The sequence below is a fragment of the Pseudoxanthomonas suwonensis J47 genome, from assembly GCF_000513955.1.
In the GTDB taxonomy this organism is placed as follows: domain Bacteria; phylum Pseudomonadota; class Gammaproteobacteria; order Xanthomonadales; family Xanthomonadaceae; genus Pseudoxanthomonas; species Pseudoxanthomonas suwonensis_C.
In genome coordinates this window covers 1-23,262 of the sequence record NZ_AZUZ01000030.1, presented here as the reverse complement: position 1 = coordinate 23,262, position 23,262 = coordinate 1, and the positions used below count along the sequence as shown (strand labels likewise).

Below are 23,262 nucleotides of genomic sequence, written 5' to 3'. Positions count from 1 at the left end.
GCGATCCTTACTCGGCCGGCTCGGACTTGGCGGCCTCGTCGGCCGGCTGCTGGGCCTGCGGCTGCGCCGGGGCGGCGCCCGCGGCCTGGCCGTCGGCGCCGGGCTGCCACGGCGTCGCCGTGGCCGGGGCGCCTTCCTTGACCTTCTGCACGCCGGACACGATCACCTTGTCGCCGGCGGCCAGGCCGGTGCTGACGATCCACTGGCCGTCCTGCACGCCACCGGTGGTGACGTTCTTGCGCTGGACGTTGCCGTCGCCGCCGATCACCCGCACGTACGGGCCGTTGGCGTCGCGCAGCACCGCTTCCTGCGGCACCAGGTACACGTCGCGCAGTTCGCCCAGCTTGGCCTTGAGGGTGACGAAGCTGCCGGGGAACAGGGTCAGGCCCTGGTTCGGCACCACGGCGCGCATGGTGACCGCGCCGGTGGCCGGGTCGACGCTGGTGTCGGAGAAGTCGAGCGTGCCGGCTTCCGGGTAGACCTCGCCATTGGCCAGCACCACCTGCACCGGGGTGTTGCCGGTGCCGGCCAGCGACACGTTTGCCGCCGCGCGCAGCTGCGCCAGCTCGTTGGAGTTGATCGAGAAGTTCGCGTACAGCGGGTCGAGCTGGTCGACCGTGGTCAGCAGGGTCGCCTCGCCCTGGCCGACCAGGGCGCCCTCGGTGACCTGCTGCTTGCCGGCGCGGCCGGAAATCGGCGCGGTCACCTTGGCGTAGCCCAGGTCGATCTCGGCGGTGCGCACGGCGGCGCGCGCGCTCTCGACCGCCGCGGCGGCGGTGCGCTCGGCGGAGATGGCGTTGTCCAGGTCGTTCTGCGAGACGAACTTCTGCGGTGCCAGCTGGCGCGCGCGCTCGGCGCTGGAGCGGGCGTTGGCGTAGCTGGCCTCGGCCTGGGCCAGCTGGCCGCGGGCCACGCCCAGCTTGGCCTGCAGCGGGGCCGGGTCGATCTCGAACAGGACCTGGCCTTCGCGCACGTCGCTGCCTTCCTGGTAGACCCGGCGCTGCAGCACGCCGGCCACGCGGGCGCGCACGTCGGCGCTGCGGTACGGCGACAGGCGGCCGACCAGGTCGCGGGTCAGCGGCACGGTCTGCGGCTTCGCCTCGATCACGCCGACTTCCGGCGGAGGCGGCGCGCCGGCCTGTTCCTTGCCGCCGCAGGCGGTCAGGGCGAGCAGGCTGCAGGCCAGGAGGAGGGGGCGGTGGAGGCGCATGGGAACTCCGGGGGGAATGTTCAGTTGCGGGAAACGGGAGGCGCGAAGGCGCGCAGGAAACTGTCGACGGCGAATTCGGCCCAGTGGGCCTGCGACGCCCCGGTATCGCGGTGCGGGACGAGGAAGCGCTGCCGGTCGAAATCCAGGCCGGTGATCATGCCAAGCAGCAGCTCGGCCGCGCAGTGCGGATCGTCATGCCGCAACAGCCCGCGGCGCATGGCCTGCTGCAGCCAGGCGGCGACCCGGTCCTGCAGGGCCTGGATCCAGATGGTGTAGAGCGAGCGGACCTCGTCGGGGAACTGCACGGCCTGGCTGGTGACCAGGCGGGCCACGCCGATCGTGCCGGGGCTGGACAGCCGGGCGAGGTGGTCGCGGGCGAACTCGACCAGCGCCGGGCGCAGGTTCGCCGCATCCGGCTGCCCGGCCAGGCGGCTGTCCATGCGGCTGTCGTCGGCGAGCACCTGCAGCAGCAGCGCCTGCTTGGATCCGTAGCGCGCGTAGAGCGTCTGCTTGGAGCAGCCGGCGCGCGCGGCGACCGCGTCCATGCTGATCTGCACGCCCTGTTCGCGGACCAGGTCGCGCACGGCGTCGTGCACCCGCCGGTGGCGGGCGTCAGGGGCCTGGCGCGGAGCGGGGAGGGTGGTGGAATCCATGGAGGACTGGACTATACCGTCCAGTTCATTATTAAGGAAGAACCAATTTCTTCCGTGGTGCAGCAAGGCTCTTCGCAGAGGACGGCATACAATTCGCGTATTCAAACTTTCGCGGAGCTGCAATTCCATGAAATCGTCCTCCTCCGGTGCCAAACGGACCACGCAGAAGGCGCCGGCCCGCCCCAGGAAGCAGGCCAGCACTCCCGCCGCTGCTCCGGCAGCTGGCCGCTTCTCCCTGGAACCGGTGTTCGCCGCGGCGCGCAAGCAGGTGCCGGCCACGGCGCAGGCCGAGCTGCAGGAGTTCCTGGGCGAGTTCTACCGCCGCCTTGAAGAGGACGAGTATCCGCAGCACCCGGCGCAGGTCTGGGCCGCGATGGGCCTGGACATGCTGGAGTTCGCCCGCCGCCGTCGTCCGGGCACCGCCAACGTGCGCGTGTTCAATCCTTCGCTGAAGGACAACGGCTGGGAGTCGCCGTACACCGTGCTGCAGATCGTCAACGACGACATGCCGTTCCTGGTCGACTCGGTGAGCATGGCCTTGGCCGAGATGGGCGTGGGCGTGCATGTACTCGGCCATCCGCTGGTGCGGATCAGCCGCGACGCCTCCGGCAAGCTCCTGGCGGTGGGGGAGGGCAAGCCCGAGTCGCTGATGCTGCTGGAGATCGACCGCCAGCCGGCCGAAGCGATGCGCCGCATCGAGCAGCAGATCGCCGACGTGCTGGCCGAGGTCCGCGCCGTGGTCGCCGACTGGGGCGTGATGCGCGACCGCATGCAGGTACTGGCCGATGACCTGGCCACCCGCCGCATGCCGGTGGACGACACCGGCCGCCGCGAGGCGCAGGAGTTCCTCCGCTGGGCCGCTGCCGACCACTTCATCCTGTTCGGCTACCGCGAATACAAGGTGGTCAAGAAGGGTGGCGAAGCGGTACTGGCGCCGGTCGAGGGCACCGGCCTGGGCCTGATGCGCGGCAAGGACAACGGCACGCCGCGTCCGGTCAAGGGCCTGGCCGCGCACGGCCTGAACCAGTCCGGCGTCACCGAGGCGCTGATCCTGACCAAGACCAGCGCCCGCTCGCGGATCCACCGCAAGGGCTACATGGACTACATCGGCGTCCTCGAGTTCGACGCCAACGGCAACATCACCGGCGAGCAGCGCTTCCTCGGCCTGTACACCTCCAGCGCCTACAATCGCCGCCCGTGGGAGATCCCGCTGGTGCGCGAGCGCTACGAACACGTCATGCGCCGCAGCGGCCTGTCGCCGGCCAGCCACAGCGGCAAGGCGCTGCGCCACATCCTCGAGACGCTGCCGCGCGAGGAGCTGTTCCAGTCCACCGAGGACGAGCTGTACCGCACCGCGACCGGCGTGCTCGGCCTGCAGGAGCGGGTGCGCAGCCGCCTGTTCCTGCGCCGCGACCGCTACGGCCGCTTCTTCTCGGCGCTGGTCTACATCCCGCGCGAGCGCTTCAACACCGACGTGCGCCTGCGCATCGAGGCGCTGCTGAAGGACGCGCTGCACGGCGAGCAGGTCGACTCCAGCGTGGTCCTGGGCGAGTCGCCGCTGGCCCAGCTGCACCTGATCGTGCGTCCGCGCGGCGGCGCCGCCGCCGAGCTGGACACCAGCGAGCTGGAGCAGCGCCTGGCGCACCTGCTGCGCAACTGGCGCGACGACCTGCGCGAGCTGCTGATCGGCCGCCACGGCGAGGCCGAGGGCCTGCGCCTGGCCGACGTCTACGGCCGCGCCCTGCCGGCCGGCTACATCGAGGACATCTCGCCCGAGCGCGCCGCGCACGACGTCGAGCAGCTGGCCGCGCTGGCCGGCCCGGACGACCTGCGCCTGAGCCTGCACACCGTCACCCGCGACGGCGTGCCCAGCCTGCGCCTGAAGCTGTACCGCCAGCACGACGACATCCCGCTGTCGGACGTGCTGCCGCTCATGGAGAACATGGGCCTGAAGGTCATCTCCGAGCACCCCTACCGCCTGCAGGCCAACCTGCCCGAAGGCGGCGAGCAACCGCTGTACATCCAGGACTTCGAGGTCGAGCGTCCGGCCGGCGGCGCCGACGTCGCCGCGCTGGCGCACGCGTTCGAAGAGGCGTTCGCCGCGATCTGGTCCGGCCGCGCCGAGAACGACGGCCTCAACCGCCTGGTCCTCTCGGCCAGCCTGGAGTGGCGCCAGGTCGCTCTGCTGCGCGGCTACTGGAAGTACCTGCTGCAGACCGGCGTGCCGTTCTCGCAGAACTACGTCGAGGAAACCCTCGGCCGCTACCCGCTGCTGGCGCGCCTGCTGGTCGAGCTGTTCGAAGCCCGTTTCCACCCGGCCACCGGCCGCGAGACCCGCGCCCAGATCCTCGCCGGGCAGCAGCGCCTGGCGGACCAGCTGCGCGTGCTCGCCGGCGGCGACGAGTCGGTGGTCAAGGTCCTGCAGGAAGTGGTCGACGCCCGCAGCGGCGACCGCGCCACCCAGGAAGCAGCCACCCGCGGCGCGCTGCTGAAGCTGCTCGACCGCGTCTCCAGCCTCGACGACGACCGCATCCTGCGCGGCTTCATCGGCGCGATCGACGCCACCCTGCGCACCAGCTACTTCCAGACCGGCGCAGACGGCAACCCGCCGCCGACGATCAGCTTCAAGTTCGATTCGGCGCAGGTCCCGGACCTGCCCAAGCCGCGCCCGTACCGCGAGATCTTCGTCTACGGCCCGCGCGTGGAAGGCGTGCACCTGCGCTTCGGCCCGGTGGCCCGCGGCGGCCTGCGCTGGTCCGACCGCCGCGAGGACTTCCGCACCGAGGTGCTGGGCCTGGTCAAGGCGCAGATGGTGAAGAACACCGTGATCGTGCCGGTCGGCGCGAAGGGCGGCTTCTTCGTCAAGCAGCCGCCGGCCTCCGGCGACCGCGACGCGGTGCTGGCCGAGGGCGTCGCCTGCTACAAGCTGTTCATCCAGGGCCTGCTGGACATCACCGACAACATCGTCGGCGGCAGGATCGTGCCGCCGCGCGACGTGGTCCGCCACGACCAGGACGACCCGTACCTGGTGGTCGCCGCCGACAAGGGCACCGCGACCTTCTCCGACATCGCCAACGGCCTGGCGATCGCCCACGGATTCTGGCTGGGTGATGCGTTCGCCTCCGGTGGTTCGGTCGGCTACGACCACAAGGGCATGGGCATTACCGCCCGCGGCGCGTGGGAGTCGGTCAAGCGCCACTTCCGCGCCCTGGGCCGCGACTGCCAGAGCGAGGACTTCACCTGCGTCGGCATCGGCGACATGTCCGGCGACGTATTCGGCAACGGCATGCTGCTGTCGAAGCACATCCGCCTGGTCGCCGCGTTCGACCACCGCCACATCTTCCTGGACCCGGATCCGGATGCGGCGACCTCCTTCGCCGAGCGCGAGCGCCTGTTCAAGCTGCCGCGTTCCAGCTGGGCCGACTACGACACCAAGCTCATCAGCAAGGGCGGCGGCATCTATCCGCGCAGCGCCAAGGCGATCGAGATCACCCCGCAGGTCCGCGCCGCGCTGGGCCTGGAGGAGGGCGTCAAGTCGCTGTCCCCGAACGAGCTGATGAGCGCCATCCTCAAGGCGCCGGTCGACCTGCTGTGGAACGGCGGCATCGGCACCTACGTCAAGGCCTCCAGCGAGCAGAACTCCGATGTCGGCGACCGCGCCAACAACGCGCTGCGCGTCAACGGCGGCCAGCTGCGCTGCCGGATCGTGGGCGAGGGCGGCAACCTGGGCATGACCCAGCTCGGCCGCATCGAGGCCGCGCAGGCCGGCGTGCTGCTCAACACCGACTTCATCGACAACTCCGCCGGCGTCGACACCTCCGACCACGAGGTGAACATCAAGATCCTGCTCAACGAGGTCGTCGCGCAGAAGAAGCTGACCGTGCCGGCGCGCAACAAGCTGCTGGCCTCGATGACCGACGAGGTCGCCCGCCTGGTGCTGTTCGACAACTACCGCCAGAACCAGGCGCTGAGCCTGATGGAGCGGATGAGCGTCAAGCGCCTGGGCTCCAAGCAGCACTTCATCCGCACCCTCGAGGCGCAGGGCCTGCTCGACCGCCAGATCGAGTTCCTGCCTTCGGACGCGGAGCTGTCGGCGCGCAAGGCGCGCGGCCAGGGCCTGACCCGTCCGGAGCTGGCGGTGCTGCTGTCGTACTCCAAGCTGGTCGCGTTCCAGCAGCTGCTGGACTCGGACATCCCCGAGGACCCGTACCTGTCCAAGGAACTGCAGCGCTACTTCCCGGTGCCGCTGCAGAGGAAGTACGCGCCGCAGATGGAGAAGCACCGCCTGAAGCGCGAGATCATCGCCACCGCGGTGACCAACCAGACCATCAACCGGATGGGCGCGACCTTCCTGCTGCGCATGCAGGAGGACACCGGCCGCAGCCCGGCCGAGGTGGCCAAGGCCTACACCATCAGCCGCGAAGTGCTGGGCGCGCGCGACCTGTGGACCCAGATCGACGCGCTGGACGGCAAGCTGCCGGAGGCCTCGCAGATCGACGCCCTGCAGGTGATCTGGAGCCTGCAGCGCTCGTTCGTGCGCTGGCTGCTCAACCGGCCCGGCCCGATGCCGAGCATCACCGAGGCGGTGGAGCGCTACCACGACCCGTTCAACGACATCCGCGAGGCGTCCGGCGTGCTGCCCGACTCGCAGCGCCCGGCCTACGAGGCCTCGCTGCGCGAGTGGCGCGACAAGGGCATGCCGCCGAAGCTGGCCCAGCAGCTGTCCGAGCTGCCGTACCTGGAGCCGGCGTTCGACATCATCGAGCTGGCCCGCTCGCGCAAGCTCAAGCCGGTGGACGTCTCGCGCGTGCACTTCCGCCTGGGCGACGCGCTGGGCCTGCCGTGGCTGTTCGAGCAGATCGACGCGCTGGCGGTGGATGGCCGCTGGCACGCGGTCGCCCGCGGCGTGATGCGCGACGAGCTGGCCGCGCACCACCGCGCGCTCGCCGGCCAGGCGATCGCGCTGCCGGGCGCGGATGCCGACGCCAAGGTCCGCCACTGGCTGGAGCGCGACGATGCGGCCCTGCGCTTCACCCTGGGCATGCTGTCGGAGCTGTCGGCGCAGAAGACGCTCGACTATCCGACCCTGTCGGTGGCCGTGCAGAAGCTGGGCCAGCTGGCCGCGCGCGGCTGAGCCCTTGGCGGGGCGCCGGAGCACCGGCGCCCCGTGTCATGCCCGCCATCGCCGCCACCGCGGCGATGACCGGCCCCGCCGCCCCCGGGCAGCGCGGGGCCCGCTGGGGTTATGCTCGCGTGCCGGATGCAGTACCGCGCATGGAGACCCCGATGAGCGTCAGCCCCCGCATCGCCTTCCTGGCCAGCACCGCGCCCAACGCCCAGGAGGCGCTGGCGACGATGGTCGCGCGCCATGGCCAGCATGCGCCGGAAGAGGCCGACGTGATCTGCTCGCTGGGCGGCGACGGCTTCATGCTGCAGACCCTCCACCGCCATGGCGGACTGGGCAAGCCGGTGTACGGGATGAAGCTCGGCACCGTGGGCTTCCTGATGAACCACTTCCACCCGGACGACCTGCTCGAGCGCCTCGCCCAGGCCGAGCCGGCCAAGCTGCGCCCGCTGGAAATGCTGGCCCAGACCGAATCCGGCAGCAGCGTCGGTTCGCTGGCCTACAACGAGGTCTCGCTGCTGCGGCAGACCCGGCAGGCGGCGCACATCCGCATCCATCTCAACGGCCAGGCCCGTCTGGACGAGCTGATCTGCGACGGCGTCATGGTCGCCACGCCCGCGGGCAGCACCGCGTACAACTTCTCCGCGCACGGCCCGATCCTTCCGCTGGGTTCGCACACCATCGCGCTCACCCCGATCGCCGCGTTCCGCCCGCGGCGCTGGCGCGGCGCGATCCTCAAGGCCGACACCGAAGTCCGCTTCGAGGTGCTGGATCCATACAAGCGCCCGGTCAGCGTCACCGCCGATTCGCACGAGACGCGCGACGTGGTCGAAGTGGTGATCCGCGAATCGACCGACCGGACTGTGACGCTGTTGTTCGATCCGGAACACAACCTCGAAGAACGTATCCTCAGCGAGCAGTTCGTGGTATGAAGTGCGCGCCCGGAAGCGGTTTTGCCGCGTCCGGGGCCGGCTGAAACCTGGGTTTCCCGGCCGGCGTACAACCTGGGGTCGAGACAACGGAAGGGGAGGGGTCCCGTGAAGTTGCGCTTGTTGTTCCTGCTCTGCGTCTTGCCGGCGCAGGCTTTCGCGGCGTGCTTGTTCACCAGCAACATGACGCCGTTTCCGGTGGTCCATCCGTCGCTGATGGACAATCCATCCATCCCGCCGCCGGAGATCGAGGCCACCAGCGTCATCCGCGGCGCCGGTGGCGGCGCCAGCTGCGATGCGCTGGGCTTCCTGTCGGTGCAGATCAAGTGGCCGCGCGGTACCGGCTACGACCTGGACGAGATCGGTTTCGAGTACCGCGTGGTGGACGGCCAGGCTCCGGAGGGATTGATCCCCGAGGGCGTGGTGGCCTCGCCGGTCAGCGGACGCAAGGCCGAGCACCAGTTCACCTGGGAGGACTTGCCGCCGCAGCAGCAGCGCCCGATGCGCCTGGTCCTGGAGGTGCGCGCGGTCACGCGCGACAGCCAGCGCGGCGCGCCGGTGCGGGTGGCGGTGACGCAGTAACGGGAGCCGGTCGACAGGCGAGCACCGTCGCCGCGCATGCACGATAATCAGCGCATGGCCCGACCCGACGACAACGCCCCACGCCTGCTCACCATCGCGGTCACCTCGCGGGCGCTGTTCGACCTGGAGGAAAGCCACGCGCTGTTCGAGCGCGAGGGACTGGAAGCCTATGCCGAGTACCAGCGCCAGCTCGAGGACCAGGTCCTCGACCCGGGCGTCGCCTTCCCGGTGGTGCGCAAGCTGCTCGCGTTGAACCGGCGGCTGCCGCCGGACGTGCCGCGGGTCGAGGTGATCCTGCTGTCGCGCAACTCGGCCGACACCGGGCTGCGCATCTTCAATTCGATCCAGCACCACGGCCTGCACATCGTCCGTGCGGTCTTCACCTCCGGCGAGCCGACCTGGCCCTACGTGGCGCCGTTCAAGACCGACCTGTTCCTCTCGGCCAATCCCGAATCGGTGCGCCGCTCGCTGCAGCACGGGGTTGCCGCGGCGACCATCCTGCCGGCGCGCGCGGTGGACGCGCCACGCGACCAGCTGCGCATCGCCTTCGACGGCGACGCGGTGATCTTCAGCGACGAGAGCGAGCGCATCTCGCGCGAACAGGGCGTGGAGGCGTTCGGCGCGCACGAGCGCGAGCGCGCACGCGAACCGCTGTCCGGCGGCCCGTTCCGCGGCTTCCTCTCGGCGCTGCACGAGCTGCAGGCGGCGTTCCCGCCGGGCGAGGACGCGCCGATCCGCACCGCCCTGGTCACCGCGCGCTCGGCGCCGGCGCACGAGCGGGTGATCCGCACGCTGCGTGAATGGGGCGTGCGCCTGGACGAGGCGCTGTTCCTGGGTGGACGCGACAAGGGGCCGTTCCTGGCCGCGTTCGGGGCCGACATCTTCTTCGACGACTCCACGCACAACATCGACAGCGCCCGCCTGCACGTCGCCGCCGGCCACGTGCCGCACGGCGTGGCCAACCCGGACTGAGCAGTCGCCCGCGCCTCAGCCGGCCTGCAGCCAGCGCGCCGCGGCGCGTCCGGCACGCAGGCCGCTGGCGAAGCAGGCGGTGAGCAGGTAACCGCCGGTCGGCGCTTCCCAGTCCAGCATCTCGCCGGCGCAGAACACACCCGGGCGGGCCTTCGCCATCAGGTCCGCATCCAGCGCTTCCAGGCGCACGCCACCGCCGGTGCTGATCGCCTCGTCCATCGGCCGCGGGCGCAGCAGGCGCAGCGGCAGGCGCTTGAGCGTGGCTGCCAAGCGCGCCACGTCGGCGAGGGCCGCCGGCTCCAGGACTTCGCGCAGCAGCGCCGCCTTGACCCCGTCCACGCCGGCCTGGCGGCGCAGGTGTTCGCTGAGGCTGCGGCCGTTGCGCGGCTTCGCCAGCTCGCGATGCAGGCGTGCCAGGTCGCGACCGGGCACCAGGTCCAGCCACAGCGTGGCCGGGCCTTCGCGGGCGATGGCCTCGCGCAGCGGCACCGACAGCGCGTAGACCAGGCTGCCTTCGATGCCCGTGGCGGTAGCCACGCATTCGCCCTGCAGCGCGTGCTCGTGGCCATCGGCATCGTGCCAGCGGGCGATGACCGGCTTGATCGGCGCGCCGGCGTGGCGGCTGGCGAAATGTTCGCTCCAGCCGACGTCGAAACCGCAGTTGGACGGCACCAGTGGCGCCACGTCCACGCCCTGCGCTTGCAGCGCCGGCACCCAGGCGCCATCGGAACCGAGCTGCGGCCAGCTGCCGCCACCCAGGGCCAGCACGGTCACGCCGGCGCGGAAGCCGCGTTCGCCTTCCGCTGTGTCGAAGCGCAGCGCGCCGTCGTCATCCCAGCCCAGCCAGCGGTGCTGCACGTGGAAGCGCACGCCCTGGTCCTTGAGCCGGCGCACCCACCCGCGCAACAGCGGGGCGGCCTTGCGGTCCAGCGGGAATACGCGGTCGGAGGTGCCGACGTAGGTGTCCACGCCGAGGCCGCGCGCCCATTCGCGCAGTTCGTCCGCACCGAAGTCGCGCAGCCATGCGGTCACTTCGACTTCGCGCGCGCCATAGCGCCGGGCGAAGCCGGGCATGGGCTCGGCGTGGGTCAGGTTGAGGCCGCCCTTGCCGGCGATCAGGAACTTGCGACCGACCGAGCCCTTGGCCTCGAACAGATCAACTTCGATGCCGGCGGCACGCGCGGTTTCGGCGGCCATCAGGCCGGCGGGGCCGCCGCCGATGACGGCCAGGCCAGGCAGTTCGCTTGCGGGAGACGACATGGCCGGATCAGTGCGGCTTGACGTCCAGCAGCTCGACCTCGAACACCAGCGAGGCGTTCGGCGGGATCACCCGGCCGGCGCCGCGGCGGCCGTAGCCGTAATCGGAAGGGATGAGCAGGGTGCGCTTGCCGCCGACGCGCATGCCGGCCACGCCGTCGTCCCAGCCGCGGATCACCTGGCCGGCGCCGAGCAGGAAGGTGAACGGTTCGCCGCGGTCGCGGGAGCTGTCGAACTTGCGGCCGCGCTGGTCCGGGGCGTTTTCGTCGTAGAGCCAGCCGGTGTAGTGCACGGTGACGTCGCTGCCGCTGGTGGCGGTCGCGCCGTCGCCGACCTGGTCGTCGATCCGCTGCAGTCCGGCGACGCTGCCGCCAGGCGGGATCCCCGGCTCGCCCGCGCAACCGGCCAGGAACAGGAGGGACGAGAGCAGCAGGACGGTCAGGCGGCGCATTGGCGGACAGGGCAGGGAAGTCGGGGCGGCAAGGGTAACCGATGCGGCCGGGCCGCCCGCCGTATCATGCGCGCATGGCGAAGCTTCTATTCCCCCTGCGCAACGTGCCCGAGGACGAGGCCGACGAGGTCCGCGCCCTGCTGACCCGGCACGGCGTGGACTGGTACGAGACCCGGCCCGGTCCCTGGGGAATCTCCGCCGGCGGCCTGTGGCTGCGCGACGCGGCGGCCCATGCGGAGGCGCGGCGCCTGCTCGACGAGTACCAGCAGGCGCGCCGCGAGCGGGTCCGCGAGGAACTGCGCGAACACGGCCAGCCCGGCTTCCTCGACCTGCTGTGCGAACGCCCCGGCTACGTCCTGCCGCGCCTGCTGGCGATGATCGCCATCATCGCGCTGATGCTGGCGCTGCCCTGGCTGCTGCTGCGCTGAACCGGTCCGGGGCCGGCGGTGGAGGCGGCCGCCTACAATAGGCGGATGCTGAACGTTACCGCTTACCACTTCTTCGCCGTGGACGATCCGGCGGAGCTGGCCCGCACCCTGCGCGAGGCCGCCGCCGCAGCCGACCTCAAGGGCTCGATCCTGGTCGCCCCGGAGGGCCTCAATCTATTCCTCGCCGGCGAGGAAGCGCCCCTGCGCGGATTCATGGAGATGCTCGCCGGGCTGCCCGGTGTGGAAGGCCTGCAGGCCAAGTACAGCCACAGCAGCCGTGCCCCGTTCGGCCGGCTGCGGGTCAAGGTGAAGCCGGAGATCATCAGCTTCCGCCGCCCGCAGGCCACGCCGCTGGCCACCGGCGAACGCGCGCCGGCAGTGGACCCGCCAACCCTGGCCCGCTGGCTGGGGCAGGGCGGCCGCGACGACCAGGGCAGGCCGGTGGTGCTGCTCGACACCCGCAACGCCCAGGAAGTGGAGTACGGCACCTTCGCAGGCGCGCTGACCCTGCCGATCTCCCGCTTCACCGAGCTGCCCGCCGCCTTGGAGCCGCACCGCGAGGCGCTGCGCGACGCTACCGTGGTCAGCTTCTGCACCGGCGGCATCCGCTGCGAGAAGGCGGCGCTGTGGATGCGCCAGGACGGCATGGACAACGTACTGCAGCTGGATGGCGGGATCCTGGGCTACTTCGAGCAGGTCGGCGGGCTCGGCTACGAGGGCCGCTGCTTCGTGTTCGACGAGCGGGTGGCGCTGGACCCGGCCCTGCGTCCGCTGGCCGAGGCGCCGGACGCCGGGGCCGCTTCCTGAAAAATCTTCCACGGAAGGCTTGCGCGGGGCGGAAAGCCTGAATACAATTTCGCTCCTCAGCTTCGTGGGGCCATAGCTCAGCTGGGAGAGCGCTTGCATGGCATGCAAGAGGTCGCCGGTTCGATCCCGGCTGGCTCCACCAACTCTTCGTCATCCGACGCGGGTTGCGCCAGTTCCAAGTCCCCATCGTCTAGAGGCCTAGGACATTACCCTTTCACGGTAGCGACCGGGGTTCGAATCCCCGTGGGGACGCCATCTACACCACCAAGGGCTGCCGCAAGGCGGCCCTTGGTGTTTCTGCGCCTGGCGGAGCGGCGCGCGCATCGCCCGCTTCGACCGGTCTCGCGGGCGATGCGCGCGCCGGAGTCGGGCCTTGCCCGGTCCCGCGACCGGCACCCGATGGAATGCCTGCCGTGTCTGCACTCGTGTCACGCATGATGCCTGCCGAATGGCGACGCTTCACGCGTGGGGCGATGCCACGCCCGCGACTTGCGCGGTTCCTGATCCGGACCATCCGGCCATCATCCTGCTGGGCTGCCGTTGCTGCCATTCATCCGGACTGGATGACGGATGCGATTCTTCGCCGGGGATAGAGCGGTGGTGTGAAAAAAGAAAACATCGCGCTTACCCCCTGTTTTCCTGGCCCCGGCTTCCTATACAATCTCGCTCCTCAGCTTCGTGGGGCCATAGCTCAGCTGGGAGAGCGCTTGCATGGCATGCAAGAGGTCGCCGGTTCGATCCCGGCTGGCTCCACCAACTCCTCGTCTCCCGACGCGGGTTGAGACCGATCAAGTCCCCATCGTCTAGAGGCCTAGGACACTACCCTTTCACGGTAGCGACCGGGGTTCGAATCCCCGTGGGGACGCCATCTGCACCACCAGGGGCTGCCGCAAGGCGGCCCCTGGTGTTTCTGCGTGTGCTGCATCCGTAGCCACCCCATGCATCGCACGCGCATGTGGTGCGCGGCCACGCCCCCCGGCGTGGCCAACGCGACCGGTCGGGAAGCCCTCAATCCTGCGAAGTCCTGCCGAAACGCAGGCGCAACGCGTTGCCGACCACCGAGACCGAGCTGAGGCTCATCGCCAGCGCCGCCAGCATCGGCGACATCACCATGCCGGTGAACGGGTACAGCACGCCCGCCGCGACCGGCACGCCGAGCGCGTTGTAGAGCAGGGCGAAGCCGAGGTTCTGGCGCATGTTGCGCACGGAGGCGCGCGATACGCCGATGGCGTCGGCGATGCCGCGCAGGTCGCCGCGGACCAGGGTCACCTGCGCGCTTGACATGGCCACGTCGGTGCCGGTGCCCATGGCGATGCCCACGTCCGCCGCAGCCAGCGCGGGCGCGTCATTGATGCCGTCGCCGGCCATCGCCACGCGCCGGCCTTCGCGCTGCAGGCGCGAGACCAGTTCGACCTTGGCGGCCGGAGTCATCTCGCCATGCGCCTCGTCGATGCCCAGTCGCGCGGCGGTCCAGCGCACCGTGGCCTCGCCGTCGCCGCTGGCGACGATGACGCGCAGGCCGGCCGCATGGAGGCGCCCGATCGCCGCGGCGGTGGTGTCCTTGATCGTGTCGGCGACCGCGAGCAGGCCTGCCGGCGCGCCGTCGATGGCCAGGAACACGACGCTGGCGCCTTCGCCGCGCAGGATTTCGGCGCGGGCCAGCAGGGCCTGCACGTCCACGCCCGCGTCGCGCATCAGCGCGGCGGAGCCCAGCAGCAGACCCGCGCCGTCGACGCGGCCGCGCACGCCGGCGCCGGTATCCGCCTCGAATTCCTGCACCGGCAGCAGGGCGATGCCGCGGCGCCGTGCCTCGGCGACGATGGCGAGCGCCAGCGGATGCTCGCTGCCGGCCTCAAGGCTGGCGGCCAGCTGCAGCACGCGCTCTCCGGTATGCGGCTCGAGGGCGACGAGTTCGCGGAACGCCGGGCGCCCTTCCGTGAGCGTGCCGGTCTTGTCGACCACTACCGTGTCCACCTGCTGCAGGCGCTCCAGCGCCTCGGCATCGCGGAACAGCACGCCCATCCGCGCCGCACGCCCAGTGGCGACCATCACCGACATCGGCGTGGCCAGGCCCAGCGCGCAGGGGCAGGCGATGATCAGCACCGAGACGGCGCTGAGGATGGCGCGGCTCCAGGCCGGGTCAGGTCCGAACAGGCCCCAGGCCAGCAGGCTGGCCACGGCCACGACGACCACGCCCAGCACGAACCAGCGCGCCACGCGGTCGGCCAGCTTCTGCATCGGCGCGCGCGAACGCTGTGCTTGCGCCACCAGCTGCACGATGCGCGCGAGCACCGTATCCGCGCCGACGCGCGTCGCGCGCACAACCAGCGCGCCGTTGCCATTGAGGGTGGCGGCGACCACGGCATCGCCCGGCGCCTTGGCCACCGGCATCGGTTCGCCGCTGAGCATGGATTCGTCGACATGCGAGCGGCCTTCCAGCACCACCGCGTCGACCGGCACCTTCTCGCCCGGGCGCACGCGCAGGCGGTCGCCCGGTTGCACCTGGTCGACCGGAACGTCTTCCTCGTCGCCGTCGTCGCGCAGGCGACGCGCGGTGGCCGGCGCGAGTTGCAGCAGCGAGCGCAGCGCCGAGGAAGTGCGCGAGCGTGCGCCCAGTTCCAGCAGCTGGCCGAGCAGGGTGAGGGTGACGATGGTCGCGGCGGCCTCGAAGTAGACGCCGGCGCGGCCGTGTTCGTGGAACGCGGCCGGGAACCAGCCCGGGAACAATGTGGCGGCGATGCTGTAGCCGTACGCGGCCAGCACGCCGGTGCCGATCAGCGTCCACATGTTCGGGTTGCGCGTGGCCAGCGAGGTGGCCCAGCGCTGCAGGAACGGCCAGCCGCACCACAGCACCACCGGCGTGGCCAGGACCAGCTCGATCCAGCTTCGCGTCGCGGCGCCGACGCCGGGCAGCAACTGGTGGCCCCACATCGCCAGCAGCATGGTCGCCGCGGTCAGCGGCAGCGAGACGATGAAACGGCGGCGGAAGTCGGTGCGTTCCGGGTTCTCGCCTTCGTCGAGCGAGGGCATCATCGGTTCCAGCGCCATGCCACAGATGGGGCAGGTGCCGGGGCCCTCGCGCACGATCTCCGGATCCATCGGGCAGGTGTAGAGCGTGCCCGCCGGCGCCGGTTCCGGCGCAGGGGCCGGCTTTTCGCCGGTGTAGCGCGCCGGATCGGCCAGGAAGCGTTCGCGGCAGCGCGCCGCGCAGAAGTACCAGGTGCGACCGCCGTGCTCGGCGTGGTGCGGGGTGCGCTCCGGGTCCACGCTCATGCCGCAGACCGGGTCGATCTCGCGGCGCCCTGCATGCGGGGCAGCCGGCGTCGCCGCAGATGCCGGCGTGACGGTTTCGTGGGCCTTCGAAGCGCCGTGGTGGCAGCAGCCGCTGCGGGCAGGGGAGGGTGACGCGTCGTGGCCGTTCATCCGCGCTCTCCGGCCAGGGCGGACATGATCGGGCATTCGCTCAGCGCGCCGTGCCCGGGGCAGGCCGCGACCAGTTCCTGCAGCGCGTCGCGGACCCGCTGCAGTTCCTCGATGCGCTGTTCGATCAGCTGCAGCTTCTCGCGCGCGGTGGCGCGGACCGCCGCCATGTCGCCGCTGCGGTTGTCGCTGAGCGCGAGCAGGCCACGGATCTCGTCCAGACCGAAGCCCAGCTCCTTGGCGCGGCGGATGAAGTGCAGCCGGCGCACGTCGTCGGGGCCGTACTCGCGGTAGCCGTTGGCAGAGCGACGCGGAGGCGGGAGCACCTGCTCGCGCTCGTAATAGCGGATGGTGTCGATGGCGACCTGGGTCTGCCGGGCAAGCTGGCCGATGTTCATGGCGCACCCTGGGAGGATGGGGTGCCCATTGTGATCCCTGGACCTTGGTCAAGAGTCAAGGGTCTGAGCATCCACTGCATCAACTTGAAGTAGTTACTTTAACAATTTGTTTTTATTCGACTAATTTCTTGCGGGTCGCGCCCCGACCCTGAATTCCTGCCGCTGACACCGGTGGGAGGTGCGTGCCCAACCAGCCGCAGATGGCGGCCGCACCCTTCATTCGCACTTAACGGGCCGCGTACGCAGCATGGGCGCCCGCCCGCCCGGGCCGGTGCCAGAGGGGAGCGAGCCATGGCCTCCGATATCAAGATCTCCAGGCGCCACTCGGCTACATGATCAGACACCTTCGCGATCCATGCCGGACATTCTCGGCCCAGCTACCGTGGGGTCGAGGCATAGGGAAATTGTGTAACCCCTTTTCCTGCGACTACCCTAGGCGCATGTCCACCCGCGGCCGCTATCCCCTGCCACGCTTACTGCGCGCTTTCGCGTTACTGGCGCTCGTGGTCAGCCTACTGGCGCGCCCGCTGGCGATCGTCGCTTGCGACATCGAGGATTCCCGCAGGATCGTCGCGGCCGAGCAGGAAGTCTCCACGGATTCCGCGACCCAAGACGCGGGCGGCGATTGCTGCGCCAACGCGGCCTGCGGCGAATGCTGTGCGCCCGCGCCGCTGGTCGCGCCGACAATGGCACGCCTCGCCGCCTATGTGCCGATGCCGCCGCAAGCGCTTCCCGAACCGCGTGGTCGACTCGAACCGGCGGCCTACCCGGTGAGTTCCCGTCCTCCGATCTACGTCTGACGCTTCGCGCCGGCGCTGCCGGCATTCGACCGTCTTTCGTTCTTCGGAGATTTCCCCATGTGGTTGCGCCCGGCGGCGTTCGTCGCCCTGGCGCTTGCCTGGTGCGGTTCCGCATCGGCGCAGGCGCCGCAGAGATTGACCCTGGACGACGCCTTCGCGCGCGTCGCCGATACCCACCCCGAGCTGCGCCTGTACGGCGTCCGTCGCGAGGGACTGTCCGCCGGGCTCGACGCGGCGGCCCTGCGTCCGCCGCTGGTCGCGGGCGTGCAGGTCGAGAACGCCTTCGGCAACGGCCAGACCCGTGGCCTCGACGCCGCCGAGCTGACCCTGACGCTCGCATCGGTCATCGAACGCGGCGGCAAGCTCGATGCACGTCGCACGCTGGCGCAGAGCCGGATCGACGCACTGGCGGTCGAACGCGAAACGACCCGCCTCGACCTGCTGGCCGAAGTCGCGCGTCGCTACCTCGCGGTGGCGGCAGCGCGCCAACGCCGCGCCATCGCCGACACCGATATCGCCCAGCGCCAACGCACCGTCGCCGCCGCGCGCCAGCGTCTGCAGGCCGGCGCTTCCCCCGAGTCGGTGTTGCTGACCGCACAGGCAGCGCTCGCACGCGCCGAACTTGAACGCGCACGCGGCGAACAGGACGAACGCGCCGCACGCCACCACTTGGCGGCATTGTGGGGCGAGCGTTCGCCGACGTTCGACGTCGCGGAGACCGACCCGACCGCGTTGCCGGACATCGACGACGTTGAAGCCCTGGCCTCGCTGCTCGACGCCACACCCGAACTCGCCCGGTTCGCCGGCGAGCAGCGCATCCGCGAAGCGCGATTGCAACTGGCGCGCTCCGAATCGAAGCCGGACCTCGACTGGCAGCTCGGCGTACGCCGGCTCGAAGCCAGCGGCGACACCGCGTTGGTCGGCAGCCTGTCGATGCCGCTGGGCGCAGCGCGCCGTGCCAAGCCCGCGATCCGCGAGGCCGAGGCGGAGCTGGCCATGCTGGGGATCGAGCGCGAGGCCCGGGATATTTCGCTGTATTCGACGCTGGTCGAAGCGCATGGCCGCTACCGCCTGGCGCAACTGGAAGTCCAGCGCCTGCGCGACGACGTCCTACCCCGGCTCGCCAAGGCCGAGTCCGCCGCCGAACGCGCCTACCGTGGCGGCGCGATCAGCTACCTCGAATGGGCTCAACTGCAATCCGAGCACACCGCCGCACACCGGCAGCAACTCGACGCCGCGCTCGACGCCCAACGCGCCCTCATCGAAATCCAGCGGCTCACCGGCCGGTCTTTCATTGCCGGTTCGGGCGCTTCCACGCAAGGAAGTTCCCCGTGAAAGCCCGTCATCTGATTTTCCTGTTCGTACTGGCGCTCCCGCTGGCCGCCTGCGGCGGCAACGCCGGAACCGAGCCAAGCCACGAAGAAAGCGCCGGCGGGCACGCCGAATCCGGCCACGACACTGGGCACGGCGACGAGGCGGAAGCCGGCACCGTGATCGAGGCCGCCATCGCGGAGGCCTCCGGCATCCGCGTCGCGCCTGCCGGTCCCGGCGTCATCGCCGACGAGCACGAGGTGCAGGGCCTGCTGACGCCGGTGGAAGGGCGCATCGCGAAAGTGACGGCGCGCTTCCCCGGGCCGATTCGCCGCCTTGCCGCCAACGTCGGCGACCGTGTCGTCGCGGGCCAGGCGCTCGCGGTGATCGAAAGCAACCTCAGCCTGACCAACTACACGGTAACCTCGCCGATCGCCGGCGTGGTGCTGGAGCGCAACGCCGCAGTGGGCGCGGTCGCGGGCGAAGGCATGCCGCTGTTCGAGGTGGCCGACCTGTCCTCGCTGTGGGTGGACCTGCACGTGTTCGGCTTCGACGCGCAGCACATCACCGCCGGCGTGCCGGTGACGGTGACGCGGCTGAGCGACGGCGCGAACGCGCAGACGCGCCTGGAACGCGTGCTGCCCAGCACCGCGACCGCCAGCCAGAGCACGGTCGCCCGCGCCACCATCGCCAACGACGACGGCCTGTGGCGGCCGGGCTCGGCGGTGCGCGCGCGGATCGCGGTCGCCCACAGCGAGGCCGCGCTGGTCGTGCCGCTGAGTGCGCTGCAGACCGACGAAGGCAACCGCGACGTGGTCTACGTGCGCGCAGGCGACCGCTACGAGGAACGCCCGGTCACGCTCGACCGCCGCGACGCGCGGCACGTCGAGGTGACGGCGGGCCTGCGCGCCGGCGAGCAGGTGGTGGTCGAGCAAAGCTTCCTGGTCAAGGCGGACATCGGAAAGTCCGCCGCCGAGCACGAGCACTGAGGCCCGGCCATGCTCGAGAACATCATCGCCTTCTCCATCCGCCATCGCTGGATGATGCTGCTGCTGACCCTGGCCCTGGTCGGGATCGGCGCGTGGAGCTTCACCCGGCTTTCGATCGATGCCACGCCCGACATCACCAACGTGCAGGTGCAGGTCAACACCGTGACGCCCGGCTACTCGCCGCTGGAGTCCGAGCAGCGGGTGACCTTTCCCATCGAGACCGCGCTCGCCGGCCTGCCCGGCCTAGACTACACGCGCTCGATCTCGCGCTACGGCCTGTCGCAGGTGACGGTGGCGTTCAAGGACGGCACCGACATCTTCTTCGCCCGCCAGCAGGTCGCCGAACGCCTGCAGGAAGCACGCGCGCAGTTGCCCGAAGGGCTGGAGCCGGCGATGGGTCCCATCGCCACCGGCATGGGCGAGATCTTCATGTACACGGTCGATGCCGCGCCGGACGCGCGCAAGGCCGACGGCAGCCGCTACACGCCGACCGACCTGCGCACGCTGCACGACTGGGTGATCCGCCCGCAGTTGCGCAACGTGCCCGGCGTGACCGAGGTGAACGCGATCGGCGGCTACAAGCGGCAGATCCACATCACGCCCGACCCGGTGAAGCTGCGTGCGCTGGGCTTCACCCTGCAGGACGTGGTCGCGGCGGTGGAGGCCAACAACCGCAACGTCGGCGCCGGCTACATCGAGCGCAACGGCGAGCAGTTGCTGGTGCGCGTGCCCGGCCAGGTCAGCGATGCGCAGCAGCTCGGCCTGATCGTGCTCGACCGCCGCGGCGGCGTGCCGATCCGGGTGCGCGACGTGGCGCAGGTGGGCGAAGGCCGGGAACTGCGCAGCGGCGCGGCGACGCAGGACGGTCACGAGGCCGTGGTCGGCACGGTGGTGATGCTGGTCGGCGCCAACAGCCGCCAAGTCTCGCAGGCGGCGCTGGCGAAACTGAAGGAGGCCAATGCTAGCCTGCCCGAAGGCGTCGTCGCCACCCCGGTCTACGACCGCACCGCGCTGGTCGACCGCACCATCCACACCGTCGCGAAGAACCTGGTCGAAGGCGCGCTGCTGGTGATCGTGGTGCTGTTCCTGCTGCTGGGGAACTTCCGCGCGGCGCTGATCACTGCCGCGGTGATCCCGCTGGCAATGCTGTTCACGCTCACCGGGATGGTGCGCGGCGGCGTGTCGGGCAACCTGATGAGCCTGGGCGCGCTCGACTTTGGCCTGATCGTCGATGGCGCGGTGATCATCATCGAGAACTGCCTGCGCCGCTTCGGCGAACTGCAGCATGCGCTCGGCCGCACGCTCACGCGCGAGGAACGCTTCGAGGCGACCGCCAGCGCCACCGCCGAGGTGATCCGGCCCAGCCTGTTCGGCGTGGGCATCATCACCGCCGTGTACCTGCCGATCTTCGCGCTGGGCGGGATCGAGGGAAAGATGTTCCACCCGATGGCGATCACCGTGGTGCTGGCGCTGAGCGGCGCAATGCTGCTCTCGCTGACCTTCGTCCCGGCCGCCGTCGCGGTGTTCCTCGGCGGCAAGGTCGACGAGAAGGAGAACCGCGTGGTGACGTGGGCCAGGCGCGGCTACGAGCCACTGCTGCGCGCGGCGATGCGGCTGCGCGTGCCGGTGGTCGCCGCGGCGGCGCTGCTGACCGTGCTGTGCGGCCTGCTGGCGACGCGGCTGGGCAGCGAGTTCGTGCCCAACCTGGACGAGGGCGACGTGGTGGTGCAGGCGCTGCGCGTGCCCGGCACCAGCCTGAGCCAGTCGGTGCGGATGCAAGTCACGCTGGAGAGCGCGCTCAAGCGGTTGCCGGAAGTGCAGCGCGTGTTCGCGCGGATCGGCACGGCCGAAGTCGCCAACGACCCCATGCCGCCGTCGATCGCCGACACCTTCGTGATGCTGAAGGAACGCAAGGACTGGCCCGATCCCGGCAAACCCAAGGCCAGGCTGCTGGAGGAAATCAACGCGGTCATCGCCAAGGTGCCGGGCAACAACTACGAGGTCACCCAGCCGATCCAGATGCGCACCAACGAACTGATCTCCGGCGTACGCGCCGACGTCGCGGTGAAGATCTACGGCGACGACCTCGACCAACTCGTGCGCACCGCCACGCAGGTGCAGGCGGCGATGACGAAGGTGGCGGGCGCCGCCGACGTCAAGGCCGAGCAGGTCGCCGGCCTGCGGCTGCTCACGGTCGAACCCGACCGCACCGCACTGGCCAACTACGGCCTCAACCCGGGCGAACTGCAGGACACGGTGGCGATCGCGATCGGCGGCCGCGAGGCGGGCCAGCTGTTCGACGGCGACCGCCGCTTCGACATCGTCGTGCGCCTGCCCGAGGCGCTGCGCGAGGACGTCGCCATGCTCGCCGAACTGCCGATCGCCCTGGGCGAGGACGGCGAGGCCGACGAAGCCGCCGGCGCGGCGACCTGGCGAACCGGCGCGCCGCGCACGGTGCCGCTGCGCGAGGTGGCGAAGATCGAGTCGCGGCTGGGCCCGAACCAGATCAACCGCGAGAATGGCAAGCGCCGCGTCGTGGTCAGCGCCAACGTGCGCGGGCGCGACCTCGGCGGCTTCGTGGCCGATGTGCGGGAAGCCGTCGCGCGCGAGGTGAAGCTGCCGGAAGGCTACTGGATCGACTACGGCGGCACCTTCGAGCAGTTGATCTCGGCCAGCCGACGCCTGTCGGTCGTGGTGCCGGCGACGCTGGTGCTGATCTTCGGCCTGCTGTTCATGGCGTTCGGTTCGGCGAAGGACGCGGCCATCGTATTCAGCGGCGTGCCGCTGGCACTGACCGGCGGCGTGCTGGCGCTGTGGCTGCGCGGCATCCCGCTGTCGATTTCGGCGGGTGTGGGCTTCATCGCGCTGTCGGGCGTGGCGGTGCTCAATGGCCTGGTGATGATCAGCTTCATCCGCAGGCTGCGCGAACAGGGCGATCCACTGGACGAAGCCATCCTCGACGGCGCGCTGGGCCGCCTGCGCCCGGTGCTGATGACGGCGCTGGTGGCCTCGCTGGGCTTCGTACCGATGGCGCTGAATGTAGGCGCGGGCTCGGAAGTGCAGCGGCCACTGGCCACGGTAGTGATCGGCGGCATCGTGTCGTCAACCCTGCTGACGCTGCTGGTGTTGCCTGCGTTGTACCGCTGGCTGCACCGCGATGCCGAGTCCGCGGCTACCCTGTCCCGCGGTTAGGAGGAGACGATGGGCGAGCAGTGTTGCGGCAAGGCGGTCGAGGTTCGGGTATTGCAGGCCCGGCAGCGCCGGGTGCTGACCACGGTCATGGCGATCAACTTCCTGACGTTCGCGATGATGGTCGGAGCGGCGTGGTACAGCGGCTCGTCGTCGTTGCTATCGGGCGGGCTGGACAACTTCGGCGATGCCCTGACGTATGCGCTCAGCCTCGCCGTGGTCGGCGCCAGCACACGGGCCAAGGCGCGCGTCTCGGTGGTCAAGGGCCTGCTCATCCTGTGCGCGGCGCTGGCCGTGGCGGCGCAGATCGCATGGCGGCTCATGCATCCGGCCACGCCCATCTTCGAGGCCATGGGTGGCGCGGCACTGCTGAACCTGGTGGCAAACGGGTAATGCTCTGATCCTCGCCCCCAATGGGAAGTCTATCGGGGCGACAACTAGTCTGACGCAGGGGGGGGCAATGCCCTGTGGGTGAGCGATTTCACCTACGTGCCGACCTGGCAGGGCTTCGTGTACGTGGCCTTCGTGATCGATGTGTTCGCCCGCCGGATCGTCGGCTGGCGGGCCAGTTCGTCGCAGCAGACCCAGTTCGTGCTCGACGCGCTTGAGCAGGCGGTCTGGGCGCGCCGGCCCACGGAGAAGGCGCTGATCCACCATTCCGACAGGGGCAGTCAATATCTTTCCATTCGCTACACCGACCGCCTTCTTGAGGCCGGCATCGAACCATCGGTGGGCAGCGTG

17 protein-coding genes, 4 tRNA genes and 1 pseudogene are annotated in these 23,262 nt (G+C 70.5%); 16 read left to right on the top strand and 6 right to left on the bottom strand.

Annotated elements, in window-relative coordinates:
• Window positions 1–7: 7 nt before the first annotated feature.
• Together M503_RS16125 and M503_RS0109480 are read right to left on the bottom strand one after the other, a co-directional pair.
• The gene (locus M503_RS16125; protein WP_024867919.1) at window positions 8–1,210 is read right to left on the bottom strand and encodes an efflux RND transporter periplasmic adaptor subunit; all 1,203 of its coding nucleotides are present in this window, start codon (window positions 1,208–1,210) and stop codon (window positions 8–10) included.
• A 20-nt stretch (window positions 1,211–1,230) separates the two neighbouring features.
• Window positions 1,231–1,863: a TetR/AcrR family transcriptional regulator gene (locus M503_RS0109480; RefSeq protein ID WP_028920401.1), complete on the bottom strand. Its 633-nt coding sequence runs from the start codon at window positions 1,861–1,863 to the stop codon at window positions 1,231–1,233.
• A 127-nt stretch (window positions 1,864–1,990) separates the two neighbouring features.
• On the opposite strand from M503_RS0109480, the gene M503_RS0109475 reads away from it, so the two are divergent.
• From M503_RS0109475 to M503_RS0109460, 4 genes are all read left to right on the top strand, one after another.
• Window positions 1,991–6,997: an NAD-glutamate dehydrogenase gene (locus M503_RS0109475; RefSeq protein ID WP_028920402.1), complete on the top strand. Its 5,007-nt coding sequence runs from the start codon at window positions 1,991–1,993 to the stop codon at window positions 6,995–6,997.
• Window positions 6,998–7,149: 152 nt separating this feature from the next.
• The gene (locus tag M503_RS0109470) at window positions 7,150–7,920 is read left to right on the top strand and encodes an NAD kinase (protein WP_024867916.1); all 771 of its coding nucleotides are present in this window, start codon (window positions 7,150–7,152) and stop codon (window positions 7,918–7,920) included.
• A gap of 180 nt (window positions 7,921–8,100) precedes the next feature.
• Window positions 8,101–8,499 (top strand): hypothetical protein, encoded by a 399-nt coding sequence (locus tag M503_RS0109465; protein WP_231472349.1) that lies wholly within the window; start codon window positions 8,101–8,103, stop codon window positions 8,497–8,499.
• A 54-nt stretch (window positions 8,500–8,553) separates the two neighbouring features.
• Complete coding sequence (locus tag M503_RS0109460; protein WP_028920404.1) at window positions 8,554–9,471, top strand: 5'-nucleotidase; 918 nt, start codon at window positions 8,554–8,556, stop codon at window positions 9,469–9,471.
• A 15-nt stretch (window positions 9,472–9,486) separates the two neighbouring features.
• Here the strand turns inward: M503_RS0109460 and M503_RS0109455 are convergent, their stop codons facing one another.
• Both M503_RS0109455 and M503_RS0109450 read right to left on the bottom strand, forming a co-directional pair.
• Window positions 9,487–10,731 carry a TIGR03862 family flavoprotein gene (locus M503_RS0109455; protein WP_028920405.1) on the bottom strand — a complete coding sequence of 415 codons (1,245 nt, stop codon included), beginning with the start codon at window positions 10,729–10,731 and terminating at the stop codon, window positions 9,487–9,489.
• A 7-nt stretch (window positions 10,732–10,738) separates the two neighbouring features.
• Entirely contained in the window at window positions 10,739–11,179 is a 441-nt protein-coding gene (locus M503_RS0109450) for an FKBP-type peptidyl-prolyl cis-trans isomerase (RefSeq protein ID WP_024867913.1), read from the bottom strand.
• Between the two features lie 74 nt (window positions 11,180–11,253).
• Between M503_RS0109450 and M503_RS0109445 the strand changes: the two genes are divergently transcribed.
• The 6 genes from M503_RS0109445 (at window position 11,254) to M503_RS0109420 (ending at window position 13,282) form a co-directional block, all read left to right on the top strand.
• A complete protein-coding gene (locus M503_RS0109445) occupies window positions 11,254–11,607 on the top strand; it encodes a DUF6164 family protein (RefSeq protein ID WP_028920406.1) in 354 nt (117 codons plus the stop codon).
• A 45-nt stretch (window positions 11,608–11,652) separates the two neighbouring features.
• Entirely contained in the window at window positions 11,653–12,414 is a 762-nt protein-coding gene (locus M503_RS0109440) for a sulfurtransferase (protein WP_028920407.1), read from the top strand.
• Window positions 12,415–12,480: 66 nt separating this feature from the next.
• Window positions 12,481–12,556: transfer RNA gene (locus tag M503_RS0109435), tRNA-Ala, on the top strand.
• A 37-nt stretch (window positions 12,557–12,593) separates the two neighbouring features.
• Window positions 12,594–12,669 (top strand) — tRNA-Glu (locus tag M503_RS0109430).
• A 425-nt stretch (window positions 12,670–13,094) separates the two neighbouring features.
• A tRNA-Ala gene (locus M503_RS0109425) sits at window positions 13,095–13,170 on the top strand.
• 36 nt (window positions 13,171–13,206) lie between these two features.
• Window positions 13,207–13,282 (top strand) — tRNA-Glu (locus M503_RS0109420).
• A gap of 140 nt (window positions 13,283–13,422) precedes the next feature.
• Here M503_RS0109420 and M503_RS0109415 read toward each other — a convergent pair.
• Entirely contained in the window at window positions 13,423–15,687 is a 2,265-nt protein-coding gene (locus tag M503_RS0109415; protein WP_037061020.1) for a heavy metal translocating P-type ATPase, read from the bottom strand.
• 146 nt (window positions 15,688–15,833) lie between these two features.
• Entirely contained in the window at window positions 15,834–16,232 is a 399-nt protein-coding gene (locus tag M503_RS0109410) for a heavy metal-responsive transcriptional regulator (RefSeq protein ID WP_028920710.1), read from the bottom strand.
• 440 nt (window positions 16,233–16,672) lie between these two features.
• Here M503_RS0109410 and M503_RS17410 point away from each other — a divergent pair, with 440 nt between their 5' ends.
• The 6 genes and pseudogenes from M503_RS17410 to M503_RS16115 form a co-directional block, all read left to right on the top strand.
• On the top strand, window positions 16,673–17,032 hold the full coding sequence (locus tag M503_RS17410; RefSeq protein WP_028920709.1) for a hypothetical protein: 360 nt from the start codon (window positions 16,673–16,675) through the stop codon (window positions 17,030–17,032).
• A gap of 57 nt (window positions 17,033–17,089) precedes the next feature.
• Window positions 17,090–18,367: a TolC family protein gene (locus M503_RS0109405; RefSeq protein ID WP_028920708.1), complete on the top strand. Its 1,278-nt coding sequence runs from the start codon at window positions 17,090–17,092 to the stop codon at window positions 18,365–18,367.
• On the top strand, window positions 18,364–19,332 hold the full coding sequence (locus tag M503_RS0109400; RefSeq protein WP_028920707.1) for an efflux RND transporter periplasmic adaptor subunit: 969 nt from the start codon (window positions 18,364–18,366) through the stop codon (window positions 19,330–19,332). The genes M503_RS0109405 and M503_RS0109400 overlap by 4 nt, the downstream gene beginning before the upstream one ends.
• A gap of 9 nt (window positions 19,333–19,341) precedes the next feature.
• Complete coding sequence (locus M503_RS0109395) at window positions 19,342–22,524, top strand: efflux RND transporter permease subunit (protein WP_028920706.1); 3,183 nt, start codon at window positions 19,342–19,344, stop codon at window positions 22,522–22,524.
• 9 nt (window positions 22,525–22,533) lie between these two features.
• On the top strand, window positions 22,534–22,914 hold the full coding sequence (locus M503_RS16120) for a hypothetical protein (RefSeq protein ID WP_197017208.1): 381 nt from the start codon (window positions 22,534–22,536) through the stop codon (window positions 22,912–22,914).
• A gap of 66 nt (window positions 22,915–22,980) precedes the next feature.
• A pseudogene (locus tag M503_RS16115) lies at window positions 22,981–23,262 on the top strand (DDE-type integrase/transposase/recombinase); the annotation flags it as partial.